Origin of the sequence: Plantactinospora sp. BB1 (assembly GCF_003030385.1) — a bacterium.
Classification (GTDB): domain Bacteria; phylum Actinomycetota; class Actinomycetes; order Mycobacteriales; family Micromonosporaceae; genus Plantactinospora.
The window spans coordinates 1,229,582-1,247,047 of the sequence record NZ_CP028159.1; the positions used below are offsets into that span (position 1 = coordinate 1,229,582).

Genomic DNA, 17,466 nt, shown 5'->3' on the forward strand with positions numbered 1-17,466 from the left:
CGGTGATGCCCGGTGCCGGTCGGTCCCCGTGGCCGAGGGTCGACGGGGGCGTCTCCGCCTCGCCGCCGCACTCAAGCTGCCCGCCCCGGGGCCGGGCGGTGCCGGAGCCGGCGGCCGAGCCGGCCGGCGACGAAACCGCGGTCAGCCCCGCGCGACCGAACCCGCGAGGGCCTCGGCCCGGAACCGGTTGGCGGGGCGGGGCAGGCCGTAGTTGTCCCGCAGGGTACGACCGGAGTAGGCGGTACGGAACAGTCCCCGCCGTTGCAGGATCGGCACCACCTGCTCGACGAAGGCGACCAGCCCGGAGGGGAGCACCGGCGGCATCACGTTGAAGCCGTCGGCGGCCCCGTGCTGCCACCACTCCTCGATCGCGTCGGCGACCTGCTCCGGCGTACCGGCGAAGGTGCGGTGCCCGCGTCCACCGCCGAGCCGCCCGATGAGCTGGCGTACGGTCAGCCGCTCCCGGCGGGCCAGCGCGACGACCAGGGTACGGCGGCTCTTCGCCCCCTCGATCTGCTCCTCGTCCGGCAGGTCTGCCGGCAGTTCCCGGTCCAGGTGCAGGTCGTCCGGGGAGATGCCGAGCGTGACCGCGAGCTGCCGCTTGGCGTGCTCCGGGACGATCAGCCGATCCAGCTCGTCGGCCAGGGCGTGCGCCTGCGCCTCGGTGGCGCCGAGTACCGGCACGATGCCGGGGAGGATCTTGATCCCCTCCGGGTCCCGCCCCAGCGCCCGGGTCCGGGCCTTCAGGTCGGTGTAGAAGGCCCGCGCCTCGGCCAGGGTCTGCTGGGCGGTGAAGACCGCCTCGGCGTACCGGGCGGCCAGTTCCTTGCCGTCGTCGGAAGAACCGGCCTGGACCAGCAGCGGATGGCCCTGCGGCGAACGCGGCACGTTGAGCGCCCCGGCCACCTTGAAGAACCGCCCGACGTGCCGAGGCGGGAAGATCCGCTCCTGGTCGCCCCAGACCCCGGCCGCCTTGTCGCCGAGCGCGACGTCGTCGGCCCAGCTGTCCCAGAGCTTGCGGGACACCTCGACGAACTCGGCGGCGCGCTCGTAGCGGTCCCGGTGTGCGGGCAGCTCGTCCAGGTTGAAGTTTCGGGCCGCGTCCACACCGGCGGTGGTGACGATGTTCCAACCGGCCCGGCCGCCGCTGACGTGGTCCACCGAGGCGAACCGCCGGGCCAGGTTGTACGGCTCGTTGTAGGTCGTCGACGCGGTCGCGATCAGTCCGATCTGCTCGGTCACCCCGGCCAGCGCGGTGAGCAGTACGGTCGGCTCCAGTGCCCCCGACGGTCGGCGGCCGACGTTGTTCCACAGCACCGGGCTGTCGGCCAGGAAGACGGAGTCGAGCTTGCCGCGCTCGGCGATCCGGGCCAGTTCCTGGAAGTGCCGGACGTCGGTGTGTGCGAACGGGTCGCTCTCCGGCAGCCGCCAGGCCGCCTCGTGGTGCCCGATCCCCATCAGGAAGGCGTTCAGGTGCAGGGTGCCCGGTCGTCGACTCATCGGGGGTTCTCCTCGGTCCAGGTGACGCCAAGGGCGGCGAGCAGCCGCTCGCGGTGTTCCAGGAAGCGCGGGTGCCGGTGCTGGCGCGGCGCCGGCAGTTCGATCGGGGTGTCGACGGTGATCCGGCCCTCGTCGAGCACGAGTACCCGGTCGGCGAGCGCGACCGCCTCGTCGACGTCGTGGGTGACCAGCAGCACCGCCGGCCGGTGCCGCTGGCAGAGTTCGCGGAGCAGGCGGTGCATCCGGATCCGGGTCAGCGCGTCCAGCGCGCCGAACGGCTCGTCGGCGAGGAGCAGTCTCGGCTCGCCGACCAGCGCACGGGCCAGCGCGACCCGCTGCTGTTCGCCGCCGGAGAGCTGGTTGGGCCAGGCCCGTTCCCGCCCGGCCAGCCCGACCTCGGCGAGTCGCTCCTGACCGCGCCGGTACGCCGCCGCACCCCTCGACCCGAGGACCACGTTGGCCAGTACCCGCTGCCAGGGCAGCAGCCGGGCGTCCTGGAAGATCACCGAGGAGTTGGCCGGTACGTCGACCTCACCGGCGCCGGGCACGTCCGGGTCGAGCCCGGCCAGCGCCCGCAGCAGGGTGCTCTTGCCGGAGCCGCTGCGCCCCAGCAGGGCGACGAACTCGTTCTCGCGGATCTCCAGGTCGAGCCCGTCGAGCACGGTACGCCCGCCGAGGCGCCGGTTCAGGCCCCGCACCCGGACCACCGGCCGGGAGCCGGGGTCGCCCTGGGTGTCGACGGTCAGTCCGCCAGGGTGCGTCGCCATGACAGTGCCCTCCTCTGCACGAGCCGGACGGCGCCGTCGGAGAGCAGTCCGAGGATGCCGTAGAGCACCAGACCGACGATGATGATGTCGGTCTGGCCGTACTGTCGGGCCAGCTCCATCAGGTAGCCGATCCCGCTGGTCGAGTTGATCTGTTCGACCACCACCAGGGCGAGCCAGGCGGAGACCACCGCGAAGCGCAGGCCGAGCAGGAAGCCGGGCAGCGCGCCCGGCAGCACCACCCGGAGGACGAACTGGGCGGGACTGAGCCGCAGCGACTCGGCCAGCTCCACGTAGCGCGCCTCGATGCCGCGCAGTCCGTTGTGGGTGTGGATGTAGACCGGGACGAAGACGCCGAGCACGATGGTGATGACCTTCATCCGCTCGTCGATGCCGAGCCAGAGGATCAGCAGCGGCAGCAGCGCCAGCGCGGGGATCGCGCGCTTGATCTGGACCGGCCCGTCGATGACCGCCTCGCCCCACCGGCTCAGCCCGGCGACCAGGGCGAGCACCGTGCCGATCAGTACCCCGAAGACCAGGCCGAGTCCGGCCCGCTGGGTGGAGATCAGCAGGCTCTCCTGGAGCCGCCCGCTGGCGATCAGGTCGCCGGTGGTGGCCAGCACCGTCCACGGCGCCGACAGGGTTCGTTCGTCGAGCAGGCCGGTCAGTGACCCGATCGACCAGACCGTGAGCAGCAGCAGCGGCCCGACGGCCGCGCCGAACGGGATCGGCCGGCCCGGTCCGAGCCGTCGTCGATGGCGGGCCTGCGATCGGGGTACGGCGGGAGCCGCCGGCCTCCGCAGCGGTCTGCGGACCGTTGCCGGGCCCGGTCGGGCGGTCAGCGGGTCAACCTGGGTCGTCACTTCGGTCCCTCCCGGAACGCGGCGGCGCCGAGCGGCTCGTAGCGCCGGTCGTACAGGTCGGCCGCGTCCAGCGGCCGGTTGCCGGTCTCCTTGGCGAGCAGGTCGACGGTCTGCTGGTGCCGGGCGATCACCTCGTCCCACCCGGCCGGGATCTCCGGTACCCCGGCGTTTTCGACCAGCCATCGACCGTCCTGCTCGGACAGTCCCTGGTCCTTGACGTAGTACCGGTCGATCCACTCGTCCGGGTTCCGTTCGATCCACAGCCAGGCCCGCGCCCAGCGCTGCACGTACTCGCGGATCGCCGCCGCCTTCGCGGAATCCTGGAGTACCCGCTCGGGGGCGTAGAGGTGGCCGGGGTCGTCGCGCAGGCCGTGCGAGATGGCGGTGCCGCCGTCCCTGCCGTACTTCGACAGGTAGCGCTTGATGTTGATGCCGCCGATCGGCGCCACGTCGACCTGCCGGCTGGCCAGCGCGGTCGGGTACACGTCGCCGGTGCTGGCCAGTTCCACCAGCCTGACGTCGTCCTTGGCCAGTCCGGCCCGGTGCAGCACCCGCAGCACCAGCGCGCCCTGGGCCTGCCCGGGGCTGTAGGCGATCCGCTTGCCGCGCAGGTCGGCGAGGCTGGCGACGCCGGCACCGGGGGCGATGCCGAGCTGGTAGATCGGGTGGTTGACCGGGTCCTGCCGGAACTTGGCCGCGACGATCCGGGTGGGCAGCCCGGTCCAGGCGGCGTGGATCGGCGGGATGTCGGCGACCGCGCCGACGTCGAGCGCGTCGGCCCGGAACGCCTCCAGGGTCTCCGGCCCGCCGCTGATGTTCGCCCAGGAGACCTCGAAGCTGAACCTCTCGGCCTCGCCGGAGAACTCGATCGCCTTCTGGATCTCCTTGTCGCCGACCCGAAGCACCGTGCCGTCGGGCACCTCGGCCGGCAGTGGCGCGTCGAAGGCCAGCCGGACGGTGGGGGCGTCGTCGCCGGCACAGCCGGCGAGCCCGGCGGCGGCCACCCCGAGGGCGGCGCCGAGGAGGGTACGTCGACGGAGCAGCGGCGCCCCCGGTCGAGGGAAGGCGGGATGGGGTGGAGATGGCATGGCGGACTCCTGTGCGACGGGCCCGGTCGGGCCGGCGGACTGGATCGAGGGAGGGGTGCGGGGGGGTGTTCAGGCGGCGAGGGAGGCGTAGCGCCCCATGTGGTAGAGCAGCGGCGCGTCGCCGTCCTCGGTGTGTTCGCCGGCCAGCGGCTCGGCCAGCACGATCGCGTGGTCACCGGCGACCACCCGCTCGGCGACCCGGCAGACCAGCCAGGCCACCGGCCCGTCCAGCAGCGGCACCCCGTACGGGCCGGGTCGCCAGCCGGGATGCTCGGCGAACCGGTCGATGCCGCTGGTCGCGAAGGTACGGGCCACCTCGTGCTGTCCACGCGCCAGCAGGTGTACGGCGACGTGCCCGGTACGGGCCACCGTCGGCCAGCTCGACGAGGCTCGGGACAGGCAGAAGGAGACCAGCGGCGGGTGCAGCGAGACCGAGGTGAACGAGGTGGCGGTGAAGCCGACCGGCGGTTCTCCGGCCGCGGTCACCACGGTCACCGCGGCGGCCTGCCGGCGCAGCAGCGCCCGGAACCGGGTCCCGTCGATCGGGCTCTGCGCGGGTGCCTCTGTCGGGGTCACGTCGGTGATGGTCATGGCGTCTCTCCTAGCCGTACGGCCGCGACGGCGGCAGATGGGCAGCGACCATCCCCGCTGCCGGTCCACTCTGGAGGGTGGGTACCGGCACCGGCGGAGTGGTGCACGAGGGGGTGCGGGTGTGCGGCGGTGCACGAGGGCGGGCGGTGGTGCCGGCCGGTGCGCGGCGGAGCGGATCCGGCGGCCGCCGGGCCGACGAGGGTGTGGTCGCCCGCACGACGGTGTGCGGCGGGGTGACGTGTGGTGGATCAGCGGGCGGCGTGATCAGCGGCGGCCCGGCGCCGCGACCGGCGGAGAGCCGGGGCGGTCGAGGTCAGCGGGGACAGCCCGCGCTGGCGTGACGCACCAGGTCGATGTGCAGCCGGCTGACGAGGTGGAGGATGAATCGCCGCTGCATGTGATCCATCCTGCGGCGCCCCCGGGGACCGGTCAACGCCCTTCCATAGTGTGAGAATCGGCCGGATCCGAGCCATCATCGGGACGGATGACGGGCGCGAAACATCCACAACGCTCGCGACCTGCCCCAGGTAACAGCAGCTGAACAACCACGTGACTTCGGCGATGCCGGAAGTGGCGGGTCCGGGACCGCCAACCTACTAAGCCGATGGGGTTTTGGAGATATCGCAACCGGGAGCCGCACCGACCCGGCGGGGTCGCCCCTCCCCCGGCGGGCTGACCCTTGGCAGGAGGCGAACGACCGTGCTATCAATGCCGGGTGAGCAAGGGTGCGGCCACCCGACAGGCGGTGTTGGCGGAGGCGACCGAGGTCGCCAGCCGGCTCGGTCTCGGCGGCCTGACGATCGGCTCGCTCGCCGCCCGGCTGGACATGTCCAAGAGCGGGCTGTTCGCACACTTCCGCTCCAAGGAGGCGCTGCACCTCCAGGTGCTCGCCTACGCCCGGGACGCCTTCAGCGCCGAGGTGGTCCGTCCCGCACTGCGCGCCCCCCGGGGTGAGGCCCGACTGCGGGCCCTCTTCGAGAACTGGGTGGGCAGTTTCGATTTCGCCGCCGGCTGCCTCTTCGTCTCGGCCTCCACCGAGTTCGACGACCAGCCGGGCGCGGTCCGGGACCAACTGGTCGCCGACCACAAGGACCTCGCCGACGTCATCGCGCAGATCTTCCGGACCGGGATCGCCGAGGGCGAGTTCGACGAGGCCGCCGATCCGGAGCGGTTCGCCCACGACCTGCACAGCGTCATGCTCGGCGCCTTCCACGCGCGACGCCTGCTGAACGACCCGCGCACCGAGACCTGGACCCGGCAGGCTTTCGAGGCCCTGCTGGACGCCGCACGACCGAAGTCCGACTGAACGCACCACAACCCCGAGGAGCCCGTCATGGCCAGCTCACACGTCCGGCGCAAAAAAAGCACGATCGTTCGTTCCTTTAGTCGCGCCGTCGTCATCGGCGGGTCGCGGGTCCTCTTCGGTGCCCTCGAACACCTCGCGCCGGAGGCCGGCGGCCGGCTCGCGCTGCGGCTCTGGTGCACCCCGCCCCGTCGGCGTACCACCGCCCCCACCGTGCCGGCCGGACCGGGCGGAGCCGCCACCTTCACCGGCCCGTACGACGGCGCCCCGTTCACCGTCGACGTCAACGGCAGTACGGTCACCGGCCGGGCCTGGGGCAGCGGCCCCCTCGTCTACCTGGCGCACGGCTGGGGCGGTTCGGCCAGTCAGTTGCACGGCTTCGTCCCCACGCTGGTGGCGGCCGGATACCGGGTGGTCGCCTGGGACGCGCCCAGCCACGGCCGGTCCGGACCGGGCGCGCTCGGCCCGCACCGGGGCACCCTCGCCGAGTTCGCCGACGCGCTGGTGGCGGTCGTCCGGGCGCACGGCCCGGCGCACGCCGTGCTCGCCCACTCGCTCGGCGCCACCGCGAGCGGGCTCGCCGTCCTCGACGGGCTGGCGGTGCACCGGCTGGTGATGATCGCACCAATGGCCGACCCTCTCCCCTACATCCAGGCGTTCCGGCGGACGCTCGGCATCGGCCCGAAGGTCGGTGACCGGCTCGTCGCGGCGATGGAGTCGCTGGTCGGCCGGCCGATCGCCGACTACGACCTGGGCACCCGGGCTCGCGCGGCCGGCGAACTCCCGCCGCTGCTGGTCGTGCAGGACCGCAAGGACCGTGAGGTGGACCCGGCCGACGGCGTCACCATCGCCACCGCCTGGCCCGGCCGGCTGCACCGCACCACCGGGCTCGGGCACGTGCGCATCCTGGCCGACCCCGACGTCGTACGCCGGGTGGTCGACTTCGTCCACGACACCGAGCCGGAACCCGGGACGGCAAGCCAGCACGAAACCGAGAGCACGAGCCAGCACGAAACCGCGAGCACGGGCGAGCACGGGACCGCGAACGGGAGCTACGCGGAATCCCGCGGCACCGCCGGCACCGGTCCGGCCCCGGACGACGCCGCCCGGCGCCGGTCAGGTGCCCCCGGCGGGGCGGGAGGAGACGCCTCCGTTACCACGGGAGGTGCTCTGACCGGCGGCGGTCCCGCGATGGGCTGACCCCCGACGGGTAGCGGCCCGAAACGTGAAACCCCGTGCCACACTTGCCGGATGCGGCGCCTGGTGATCCTCGTGGCTGCGGCGGTACTGGCGCTTCCGGCGGGCGGCGCGGCGGGCGAGCCGGCCGCCGCCGGGCAGCCACCAGGGCAGGTCGCGGCCGGTGCCCGGGCCGCCGCCGGCACCCCGGTCTGCACGATCGAGGACGAACGGTTGCCCGAGGTGTCCGGGCTGGCCGCCACCGACGACGGCTACGTGGTGGTCAACGACAGCTCCGATGTGGACAACCGGCGGCGGATCTTCTTCCTCGACCGGGACTGTGCGGTCACCCGTACCGTCCGCTATCCGTCGCGGCCCCGGGACACCGAGGACCTGGCCCGGGCGCCGGACGGCACCATCTGGGTCGGCGACATCGGCGACAACGACCGGGTACGCGAGACCGCGGCGCTCTGGAAACTGTCCCCGGGCGCGAAGTCGCCGGTACTGCACCGGGTCAGCTATCCGGACGGCGCGCACGACGCGGAGGCGCTGCTGCTCTCCGGCGACGGCACCCCGATCATCGTCACCAAGGACTCCGGCACCCCGGGGCTCTACGCCCCGGCCCGGGGCCTGCGGGCCGGCCAGACCACCCCGCTGCGCAGGGTCGGCCAGTTCACCCTGCCGAGGAGCAGCACCAGCAACCCCTTCTCGATCTTCGGACGGCAGCTCGTCACCGGCGGCGCGGTCGCCCCGGACGGCAGCCGGGTGGTACTGCGCACCTACGCCGACGCCCTGGAGTTCGACGTCACCGACGGCGACGTGGTCCGCGCTGTCACGCAGGGGACGCCCCGGGTCATCCCGCTGCCCGACGAACCGCAGGGTGAGACGGTCACGTACGGCCCGGACGGCACGGCACTGCTGACCCTCTCGGAGAAGGCGGAGGGCGAGTCCGCCGCTGACCCGGTGCTGCTGCGCTATCCGTTGGCGGATCGGGAGCCGAAGCCCTCCTCGTCGCCCGGTGCCGCCACCCCGGCGGTACCCGACGACACCCGACCCGACCGGGACCGGGCGGCGGAGTCGAGCCAGGACCTGCCCGGCCGGTTCGTCGGCGCGGTCGCGCTGACCCTGCTGCTCCTGGTGGCGGTCGGCGGATTCGCCATCTGGCGGGCCCGCCGCCGGCCGTCCGGCCGAGGTCGATAGCCGGCACTCCCCGCCCGGGCAATCGGTCCCGGGCGGCGCTAGCCGAGCCCCACCGACCGCCTGGCACTGGTCAGCGCGGCCTGCTGCTCCCCCGGGAAGTAGCCCCACGGCCAGGACGACGCCCGGTCACCGCCGCGCTCCAGGTGGGTCCGGGCCCGGTCGCGCACTCCCGCCCTGCTGTAGTAGGCGCCGAACATCTGGTGCGCCACCATCAGCCAGGGATGGTCGGCGTAGGCGGCGGCACCGGCGAGGAACCGGTCCGACGCCGCGTCGACCTCGGCCCGCGCGGCGCGCTTCTTCAACGGGCCGCTGGTCATCACCCGGTACATCCGGGTCGCCATGTTGCCGACCATCCAGCCGTCGACCCAGACCTCGATGTACGCCTGCGGCGCGAGCGACCACAGCGGGTGCCCGTCCGGCAGGGTGGTGCGGCGCTCACGGGTGAAGCCGAGCATCTGGTCGGTGCTGCCGTACCACTTGCGGCACAGGATGCTCAGCCGCTGGTGGTTGCCGAGGAAGGAGTCCGGGGCGAGCGCGAGCAGCCGGTTCCAGACCGCGTGCGGCTCGTCCGGGTGGATCGGGGCCGCCTTGGCGATGCTCTGCATGACCGTCCACGGCACCGGATCGTCCGGCGCCAGTTTCGCCGCCAGTCGCAACATGTCGCGGGACTCGCGGGACAGCTCCAGCAACCCGCGTACCTGCCGCTCCGAGGTGTATTTCATCTGTGCCGCGCCACGGGCCGCCCACGCGGCGGACCGCATGGCGGAGCCGGACAACAGCCACCAGTGCGGGTCGTCGGCGGCCCGTTCCGCCTCGGCCCGCAGGATGCCGAGCCGCGCGGCTCCGACGTCACCCAGCACGTCGACGTAGAGTTCACGGCGGTCCGGGTCACCGGCGCTCTCGGCCAGGGCCCGGTAACCCGGGATCGGGTCACCGGAGGCCAGGGCGTCGACCGCGTGTTGCAGCACCGGGTCGGACCAGGCCAGGTTCATGTCGCTCGGCAGTGTCACGGCGGCGGACACTATCAGGTCGCCTCCGCCCCCCGCTGGCCGTCACGACCCCGCCGGACCCCGCCGCGCCGACCCCCACCGACGGGCGGCGGGTCAGCTCCCGTCGGCGCCGTCGAAGAGCCGGCGGTACTCGCCGTAGCCCTCGCGTTCGAGGTCGGCCAGCGGTACGAAGCGCAACGAGGCCGAGTTCATGCAGTACCGCATCCCGCCCCGGTCCCGTGGGCCGTCGTCGAAGAGATGGCCGAGATGGCTGTCCCCGTGCGCCGACCGCACCTCGGTACGGACCATCCCGAGAGTCGTGTCGTCGATCTGCACCACGTTCGCCGGTTCGATCGGGGCGGTGAAACTCGGCCAGCCGGTACCGCTGTCGTACTTGTCGACGGAGGCGAACAGCGGCTCGCCGGAGACGACGTCGACGTAGATGCCGGGTTCCTTGCTGTCCCAGTAGGCGTTCCGGAACGGCGGTTCCGTGCCGCTCTCCTGGGTGACGTGGTACTGCTGCTCGGACAGCCGGGAAATCGCCTCCGGGTCCTTGCGGTACTCCTTCGACACCACCAGTCCTCCTTGCCCGGATCCTGCCCGGACGGGTACGCCGGGCACTGCACCGCCACCGGCGGGCGCTGGTCGCGCGGGCGGCAGAGCCGGAGTTTGCTACCCGGCCGGCGGCACCGGAAACCCGGCCGGCCGGTGCGGGTCGCCGGTCGCCCGGGGCAGTCGTTCGCGTGCGGTTGGGCCGGTGGTCACCGAAACCGGGTGGTCAGGCAACGTCCGGCCGGTAGACCTCGGGGCGATCAAAGTTCGGACCCAGCCCAGGAGGACCGATGACCGCACTCGATCGGCGTACCCTGCTCCGCGCCGGCCTGACCACCGGAGCCGGACTCGCCGGCGGCGCCCTGCTCGGCGGCGCCGCCGCGACCGCCGCCCCCGACCAGGCCGGGCGGTCCGGCGCGCCCGGCTGGCGGCCCGGCGGACGCCCGGTGCTGACCCACGGGGTGCAGAGCGGGGACGCGACCGCGCACTCCGCGGTGGTCTGGACCCGGGCGGACCGGGCGGGACGGCTGCACCTGGAGGTCAGCCGTCGGCCCGACCTGCGCGGGGCCCGCCGGCTCCGCGGCCCGGTGCTGGATCCGCGCGGCGACTTCACCGGCCGGGTACGCCTGACCGGGCTGCCCGCCGGGGAACGGCTCTACTACCGGGCCCGGGTGGAGAGCCTGGACCGGCCCGGCCTGTTCAGCGCGCCGCTCGACGGCAGCCTGCGCACCGCACCGGGGCCCGGGGACCGGCGCGACGACATCCGGTTCGTCTGGACCGGCGACATCGCCGGCCAGGGCTGGGGCATCGCGCCCGATCTCGGCGGCATGGGCATCTTCCGCGCCATGCGGAAGGTACGCCCCGACTTCTACCTGTGCAGCGGCGACACCGTCTACGCCGACGGGCCGCTCGCCGAGACCGTGACGCTGCCCGACGGGCGGATCTGGCGCAACCTGGTCACCCCGGAGAAGAGCAAGGTCGCCGAGACCCTGGCCGAATATCGGGGACAGTTCGCCTACAACCTGCTCGACGAGCACTTCCGGGCGTTCGTCGCCGAGGTGCCGCAGGTCAACCAGTGGGACGACCACGAGGTGACGAACAACTGGTACCCCGGCGAGATCCTCGACGACGTCCGGTACACCGAGCGCCGGGTCGACGTACTGGCCGCCCGGGCCCGGCAGGCGTTCCACGAGTGGGTGCCGACCCCGTCCGACGGGCGGCTCTACCGGCGGCTGCCGTACGGGCCGCTGCTGGACCTCTTCGTGCTGGACATGCGCACGCACAAGGATCCCAACGACGGCAACACGTACGCCGACCCGTCGCGCGGACTGCTCGGCCGCGAACAGCGGCAGTGGCTGGTCCGGGAACTGAAGCGGTCGACGGCGACCTGGAAGGTGATCGCCGCCGACCTGCCGATCGGCCTGGTGGTGCCGGACGGGGCTACCGCACAGGAGGGCATCGCCCAGGGCGACGGTGGCGCGCCGGCCGGGCGTGAACTGGAGTTCGCCGAGATCCTGCGCGCCACGCACCGCGCCGGGGTACGCGGCATCGTCTTCCTCACCGCCGACGTGCACTACACGGCCGCGCACCACTACGACCCGGCCCGGGCGGCGGTCGCCGACTTCACGCCGTTCTGGGAGTTCGTCTCGGGGCCGGCACATGCCGGCGCGTTCGGCCCGAACGCCCTGGACGGCACGTTCGGCCCCCGGGCGGTCTTCGTGCACGCGCCACCCCGGGCGAACACCTCGCCGGCCGAGGGATTCCAGCACTTCGGCGAGGTGGCCATCGACGGCCCCTCGGGCGCGCTGACCGTGCACCTGCGGGACCAGGACGGCCGTTCACTATGGACGACGACCCTGCCGGCGCCGCGCTGACCCGACGGTTGGCCGATTCCCCGGCAGCCGATGTCGCCCGTTCGACCCGCGCCTCGTCGCGGCGTTCGGGCTGCCGGCCGGCCTCTGAGTCGACCGGCACCCCGGCCGCCGTCCGGCGGCCGAGCACCCCGGCCGAGGGCGGCTCACCACCGGTGGGCCGCCCCGTCGGCGCCGACCACGGTCCCGACCACCCGACCCGGGTGGTCCAGCCCGGCGAGCTTGCCGCGCACCTGCCCCGCCTCGATGTGGTCGACCTCGCCGAGCACCTCCAGCGCCTCCCGCCAGACGTCGGCGGCGGCGCGCAGGTCGCCGAAGGCGTGGTGGGTGTCGCCGAGATGCGACAGCGTGATGCCCTCCAGGTGGCGGTCACCGATCGCCCGGTAGAGCCGCACCGCCTGGTCGTAGCAGTGCACCGACCGGTCCCGGTGGCCGAGATGGTGGTGCACCCGTCCGAGACTCCCCCAGGTGTTGGCCTGACCGTTGCGGTCGTCGAGTTCCTGGAGCTGGGCGAGGGCCTGCTCGCAGTAGGACAGTGCCGAGGAGTGGTCCTCCAGCAGGGTGAGGCACCAGCCGACCGCGTTGCGGGCCCGCGCCTCCCCGTGCCGGTTGCCGGCCGCCTCCAGCAGTCCGAGCCCCCGCCGGGCGTGGTCGAGCGCCTCGGAGAGCCGACCCCGGCGTTCCCACATCAGCGCCAGGTTCAGGTGGGTGTGGCCCTGCCCGACCTGGTCACCGGCATGGCCGTACAGCTCCAGGGCGTTGCGGAGCTGGGCGTCGGCGTCGTCGAGCCGGGCCAGCCGGGTGTAGGCCCGGGCGAGGAACCGGTGCGCGACGGCCTGGGCCGCCGGGTCGGCCAGCCGGCGCGCGGCGGTGACCGCGGCCCGCTGGGTGGCGACCAGGTCGTACCAGTGGCTGCTGCGGTCCAGGTAGGTGGCGAGGATCCAGCCGAGCTGCCACGTCTGGGTGTCCCGTCCGGTGCCGGCGGCGTAGTCGAGGAGGGCCAGCAGCACGGGGCGCTCGGCGGCGAACCAGTCCAGCGCCCGCTGGTGGTCCACCGGTTGCTCCCGGCTGACCCCCGGGCGGATCGGGCCGAGCGGGAGGGGAGCCGGTTCGGTCCGCAGCAGGGCGTCGGCGGCGTCCCCGCTGTGCAGGTAGTGGTCGAGCAGCCGGTCGACGGCGGCCCGGCGCCGCCGCTCCGAGTCGATCCGCTCGGCCACCTCGGCCGCGTACGCCCGCAGCAGGTCGTGCGGGGCGTACCGGCCGTTGGACCGCTGTCCGACCAGGTTGGACCGGGTCAGTTCGGCCAGCGTCTCGCGGGTCTCGGCGAGCGGCCGGCCGGCGAGACTGGCCGCGGCGGCGGCCGAGAGGTCCGGCCCGGGGTGCAGGCCGAGCAGCCGGAACAGGCGCGCGGCGGCGGGGCGCAGCGACCGGTACGACCAGGAGAAGACCGCCCGCAGGTCGGTGGTGGGGTCGCCGGTGCTCAGCGCGTCCAACCGGTCCGCGCCCCGGCGCAACTGGCCGGCCAGCTCGCCGAGGGAGAGGTTCCGGCTGGTGGCGACCCGGGCGGCCACGATCGCCAGCGCCAGCGGCAGCCCGGCACACCGGGCCAGGATCTCGGCCACCGCCTGCGGCTCGTCGCCGGCCCGGGGCCCGCCGATCCGGCGCAGCAGCAGTTCGCGGGCCTCCCGGGCCGGCAGCGGGTCCACCGGTACCGGTCCGGCACCCTCGATGGCGACCAGGTCCGCCAGCCGGGCCCGGCTGGTGACCACGACCAGGCAGCCGGGACCGCCGGGCAGCAGCGGCCGGACCTGGGCGGCGTCCCGGGCGTTGTCCAGCAGCACCAGCATCCGCCGGTGGAACATCTGGCTGCGGTAGAGCGCCGCCTGGGCGTCCAGGTCGGTCGGGATCCGCTCGGCGGGCACCGCGAGCGCGTCGAGGAACTGCCGTACCGCCTCGGCCGGGTCCACCGCCGGGCCGGCGGGGTCGAAGCCGCGCAGGTTGACGTAGAGCTGGCCGTCCGGGAACCGGTGCGCCACCTGGTGTGCCCAGTGCACCGCCAGGGTGGTCTTGCCGACCCCGGCCGTGCCGGAGACCACGGCGATCACCGTCGCGCCCGGTCCGGGCGGCCGGGTCGCCCGGTCCAGCAGCCCGTCGAGCCGGGCCAGCTCGGCGGTCCGGCCGGTGAACTCGGCCAGGTCCGCCGGAAGCTGCGCCGGCCTGGGTGCGCTGCGGGCCGCCGCCGGCACGGTCACCGTCTCCGCACGGGTCGGTCGGCCGGTCGGCTCCTCGTCGTGCAGCAGCGCGGTGTGCGCCGCCGCCAGCTCCGGCCCGGGGGCCACCCCGAGGTCCTCGGCGAGCCGCCGGCGCACCTCGTGGTACGCGGCGAACGCCTGCCCCCGCCGCCCGGCCGCGTGGTACGCCCGGATCAGCCGGGCGTGCGCCGCCTCGTCCAGTGGCGCGGCGACCGCCGCCTCCGCCAGGATCGGCAGCCCCTCGGCCGCCCGACCGGCGGCGATCATCACCTCGCCGTACCGGCCGAGTGCCGACTGCCGCTCACCGACCAGCGCGACCACCTTCGGATGGCTCGCCAGGGCGGGTACGTCGGCCAGCGGTGCACCGTGCCACAGCGCCAGTGCCTCGCCGAGCAGTTCCGCCGCCGCGTCGAGCTGGCCACGCCGTTGCGCGGCCGTGGCGGCGTCGATCCGCTGCCGGAACCGTGTGACGTCCAGCCCGGCGTCGGGCACGTGCAGCGCATAGCCGTCGCCGACCAGCCGCAACACGGTGCCCTGGTCCCGGGGGCGCCGCTCCGGCTCAAGTAGCCGGCGCAGGTGCTTGACGTGGGTCTGGATGACGTTTGCCGCGCTGGTCGGCGGCTCCCGGTCGTACCAGAGTCCGCTCATGAGTTCGGCGCGTTGTAGCGGTCTGCCGCCGGCCAGCGCCAGCAGCCCGAGCACCACCCGGCGGGCCGCGGGCCCCAGGTCGAGCGGTTCGTCGTCCCGCCAGGCCCGTACCGGACCGAGCAGCTGAATCCGCACGAGCGCCCCCCGCCGTCCGTCCACCAGCCGCCGCGCGCGGGTGATCCGGTGCGGCGCCCACTGCCGTCGAACTTAGATCAGCGTCGGTTGATGTGCCTATCGGACCAACGGCGGTTTCCGGGCGTACGCCCGAACGTCGGCCCGGCCCGCCGCGCCGGCCGGCGGGTTCTCCTTGACAGCAATCAGTGCTGTAGACCTATAGTGCTAGGAGACTAGATAAATAGAGGTAGCAGTGATCGAATTCCACCTGGACACCCGCTCGGGCCTCGCGCCGTACCTCCAACTGGTCCAGCAGGTCCAGCAGGCGCTGCGGCTCGGCCTGCTCTCCGCCGGTGACCAACTGCCGACGGTCAAGGAGGTCGTGGCGCGGTTGGCGATCAACCCGAACACCGTTCTCAAGGCCTACCGGGAGCTGGAACACCAGGGCCTGGTCTCACCCCGTCCGGGGGTGGGGACGTTCGTGACCCGGACGCTGACCGACGACTCCCTCGCCGCGCACGAGTCACTCCGGGCCGAACTGGTCGGGTGGCTCTCCCGGGCCCAGCGCGCGGGCCTGGACGCGGAAAGCATCGAAGCCCTCTTCATGAGCACATTCCGAAAGGCCACAGAGGTGAAACCATGACCCCGGTCCTGCGGACCGACGCACTCGGCAAGCGCTACGGCCGACGCCCGGCGCTCACGGACGTGACCCTGAGCATCCCCGCCGGCCGGGTGGTCGGCCTGGTCGGCCCCAACGGCGCCGGCAAGTCCACCCTGCTCAACCTCGCCTCCGGCATGATCGCGCCGACCGCCGGCACGATCGAGGTGCTCGGATCCCGGCCCGCCGCCGACACGGCCCAACTGGCCAGGGTCGGCTTCGTCGCCCAGGACACCCCGGTCTACCCGGGCCTCTCCGTCGGCGACCACCTGCGGTTGGGCGCCCGGCTGAACCCCGGCTGGGACGACCGGCTGGCACGGCAGCGGATCGGCCAGGTCGGCCTCGATCCGACCCAGAAGGCCGGTCGGCTCTCCGGCGGCCAGCGCGCCCAACTCGCCCTGACGCTCGCCGCCGCCAAGCGGCCCCAACTGCTGATGTTCGACGAGCCGGTGGCCGCCCTCGACCCGCTCGCCCGGCGGGCGTTCCTACAGAGCCTGATGGAGTTCGTCGCCGAACTCGAGGTCAGTGTCGTGCTCTCCTCCCACCTGCTCGGTGACCTGGAACGGGTCTGCGACCACCTGATCGTGCTGGCCGCCTCCCGGGTCCAGCTGGCCGGCGAGGTGGAGGAACTGCTCGCCGCCCACTACCGGCTGGTCGCGGCGCGCGCCGACCTCGATCCGCCACCCCCGGGGACCGAGGTCATCCAGGCCACGCACACCGCCCGGCAGACCACGCTGATCGTCCGGGACACCACCGGCACGCTGCCCGACCGCCTGCCCGCCGCCGAACACCTCGACCTGGAGGAGATGGTCCTCGCCTACCTCGCCCGGGCCGCCGAACCCGCCGGCACCCCGCACCCGGCACAGCCCCTGGAGGTCTCCCGATGATCTGGCTGACCTGGCGTCAGTTCCGCGGCCAGGCCCTGGTCGCCGTCGCGGTACTGGTCGCCCTCGGCACCTACCTGGTCGTGCTCGGGCTGCGGATCCGCAACGCCTACGAGGTGAACGTCGGCTGCGCCGGGTGCGACGTCGGAGCGGCCAAGGACGTCTTCGAGAACGCCTACTTCACGCCGCTGCTGCTGACCGGCTTCCTGGTCGTGCTGGTGCCCGGCATCCTCGGGGCGTTCTGGGGCGCGCCGCTGCTGGCCCGGGAGTTCGAGTCCGGCACCCACCGTCTGGTCTGGAACCAGAGCGTCACCCGCACCCGCTGGCTGGCCGTCAAACTGGGTTTCGTCACCCTGGCCGGGATGCTCCTCACCGGCGCGCTCAGCCTCTTGCTGACCTGGGCCGCCAGCCCGTACGACAGGCTGTTCGAGGGCCGGTTCGACCCGCTGCTCTTCCCGGCCCGCAACATCGCCCCGCTCGGCTACGCCGTCTTCGCGGTCGTCGCCGGGATCACCGTCGGGTTGCTGGTCCGCCGGACCCTCCCCGCGATGGCCATCCTGCTCGCCGGCTTCGTCCTGTTGCAGATCCTGATCCCGACGACGGTCCGCCCGCACCTGCAACCCGCCGTCACCGAGACCGTCGCCTGGACCGCCGCCAACGCCAGGGGGCTACAGCTCAACGGGGCCGGCGAGGTCCGGACCGAGGGGTTCGCCGTACCCGGTGCCTGGGTGCTGACCGGCAACCCGCAACTCTTCGACGCCTCCGGGCAGCCGGCGAACCGGGAGCAGTTCGAGGACTGCCCGCACACCTCCCCGGACGTGCACAAGGCGTGCGTGGAGTCGAAGGGCTTCCACATGGTCCTGTCGTACCAGCCCGCCGACCGGTACTGGACCTTCCAGTGGCTGGAGCTGGGGCTGTATCTGGTGCTCGCCGCGCTGCTGGCCGGATTCGCCTTCTGGCGGATCCCGCGCGGCCTGAACTGAACCGACCCGGCGTCGGCGGCCGGTCCCGCC

General features: G+C 73.6%; 15 protein-coding genes. 7 read left to right on the forward strand and 8 right to left on the reverse strand.

What is annotated here, in order from left to right; all coding sequences use genetic code 11:
• Window positions 1-141: 141 nt before the first annotated feature.
• The 5 genes from C6W10_RS05300 to C6W10_RS05320 all read right to left on the reverse strand — a co-directional run bounded on the left by C6W10_RS05300 (window position 142) and on the right by C6W10_RS05320 (window position 4,806).
• Entirely contained in the window at window positions 142-1,500 is a 1,359-nt protein-coding gene (locus C6W10_RS05300) for an LLM class flavin-dependent oxidoreductase (RefSeq protein ID WP_107257029.1), read from the reverse strand.
• Window positions 1,497-2,267 carry an ABC transporter ATP-binding protein gene (locus C6W10_RS05305; RefSeq protein ID WP_107257031.1) on the reverse strand — a complete coding sequence of 257 codons (771 nt, stop codon included), beginning with the start codon at window positions 2,265-2,267 and terminating at the stop codon, window positions 1,497-1,499. The genes C6W10_RS05300 and C6W10_RS05305 overlap by 4 nt, the downstream gene beginning before the upstream one ends.
• Complete coding sequence (locus C6W10_RS05310) at window positions 2,243-3,127, reverse strand: ABC transporter permease (protein ID WP_107257033.1); 885 nt, start codon at window positions 3,125-3,127, stop codon at window positions 2,243-2,245. Before C6W10_RS05310 ends, C6W10_RS05305 begins: the two co-directional genes overlap by 25 nt.
• Complete coding sequence (locus C6W10_RS05315; protein ID WP_107257034.1) at window positions 3,124-4,215, reverse strand: ABC transporter substrate-binding protein; 1,092 nt, start codon at window positions 4,213-4,215, stop codon at window positions 3,124-3,126. The genes C6W10_RS05310 and C6W10_RS05315 overlap by 4 nt, the downstream gene beginning before the upstream one ends.
• A gap of 69 nt (window positions 4,216-4,284) precedes the next feature.
• Window positions 4,285-4,806 (reverse strand): flavin reductase family protein, encoded by a 522-nt coding sequence (locus C6W10_RS05320; protein WP_107257036.1) that lies wholly within the window; start codon window positions 4,804-4,806, stop codon window positions 4,285-4,287.
• Window positions 4,807-5,521: 715 nt separating this feature from the next.
• Between C6W10_RS05320 and C6W10_RS05325 the strand changes: the two genes are divergently transcribed.
• The 3 genes from C6W10_RS05325 to C6W10_RS05335 are packed head-to-tail and all read left to right on the forward strand — an operon-like array spanning window position 5,522 to window position 8,485.
• A complete protein-coding gene (locus C6W10_RS05325) occupies window positions 5,522-6,112 on the forward strand; it encodes a TetR/AcrR family transcriptional regulator (protein WP_107257037.1) in 591 nt (196 codons plus the stop codon).
• A gap of 27 nt (window positions 6,113-6,139) precedes the next feature.
• Window positions 6,140-7,309, forward strand: a complete 1,170-nt coding sequence (locus C6W10_RS05330) for an alpha/beta fold hydrolase (RefSeq protein ID WP_107257039.1) — start codon at window positions 6,140-6,142, stop codon at window positions 7,307-7,309.
• 51 nt (window positions 7,310-7,360) lie between these two features.
• Entirely contained in the window at window positions 7,361-8,485 is a 1,125-nt protein-coding gene (locus tag C6W10_RS05335) for an esterase-like activity of phytase family protein (protein WP_234361627.1), read from the forward strand.
• 38 nt (window positions 8,486-8,523) lie between these two features.
• Here the strand turns inward: C6W10_RS05335 and C6W10_RS05340 are convergent, their stop codons facing one another.
• The gene (locus C6W10_RS05340) at window positions 8,524-9,495 is read right to left on the reverse strand and encodes a hypothetical protein (protein WP_159104473.1); all 972 of its coding nucleotides are present in this window, start codon (window positions 9,493-9,495) and stop codon (window positions 8,524-8,526) included.
• A 93-nt stretch (window positions 9,496-9,588) separates the two neighbouring features.
• On the reverse strand, window positions 9,589-10,050 hold the full coding sequence (gene msrB, locus C6W10_RS05345) for a peptide-methionine (R)-S-oxide reductase MsrB (protein ID WP_234359417.1): 462 nt from the start codon (window positions 10,048-10,050) through the stop codon (window positions 9,589-9,591).
• Between the two features lie 266 nt (window positions 10,051-10,316).
• Here msrB and C6W10_RS05350 point away from each other — a divergent pair, with 266 nt between their 5' ends.
• The gene (locus tag C6W10_RS05350) at window positions 10,317-11,900 is read left to right on the forward strand and encodes an alkaline phosphatase (RefSeq protein WP_107257044.1); all 1,584 of its coding nucleotides are present in this window, start codon (window positions 10,317-10,319) and stop codon (window positions 11,898-11,900) included.
• A 143-nt stretch (window positions 11,901-12,043) separates the two neighbouring features.
• Here the strand turns inward: C6W10_RS05350 and C6W10_RS05355 are convergent, their stop codons facing one another.
• On the reverse strand, window positions 12,044-14,932 hold the full coding sequence (locus C6W10_RS05355; RefSeq protein WP_234361628.1) for a BTAD domain-containing putative transcriptional regulator: 2,889 nt from the start codon (window positions 14,930-14,932) through the stop codon (window positions 12,044-12,046).
• 232 nt (window positions 14,933-15,164) lie between these two features.
• Here C6W10_RS05355 and C6W10_RS05360 point away from each other — a divergent pair, with 232 nt between their 5' ends.
• The 3 genes from C6W10_RS05360 to C6W10_RS05370 are packed head-to-tail and all read left to right on the forward strand — an operon-like array spanning window position 15,165 to window position 17,436.
• The gene (locus tag C6W10_RS05360) at window positions 15,165-15,554 is read left to right on the forward strand and encodes a GntR family transcriptional regulator (RefSeq protein WP_107257046.1); all 390 of its coding nucleotides are present in this window, start codon (window positions 15,165-15,167) and stop codon (window positions 15,552-15,554) included.
• Window positions 15,551-16,456 carry an ABC transporter ATP-binding protein gene (locus tag C6W10_RS05365; protein ID WP_107257048.1) on the forward strand — a complete coding sequence of 302 codons (906 nt, stop codon included), beginning with the start codon at window positions 15,551-15,553 and terminating at the stop codon, window positions 16,454-16,456. The genes C6W10_RS05360 and C6W10_RS05365 overlap by 4 nt, the downstream gene beginning before the upstream one ends.
• Window positions 16,453-17,436, forward strand: a complete 984-nt coding sequence (locus C6W10_RS05370; protein WP_107257050.1) for a transporter — start codon at window positions 16,453-16,455, stop codon at window positions 17,434-17,436. The genes C6W10_RS05365 and C6W10_RS05370 overlap by 4 nt, the downstream gene beginning before the upstream one ends.
• Window positions 17,437-17,466 lie beyond the last annotated feature (30 nt).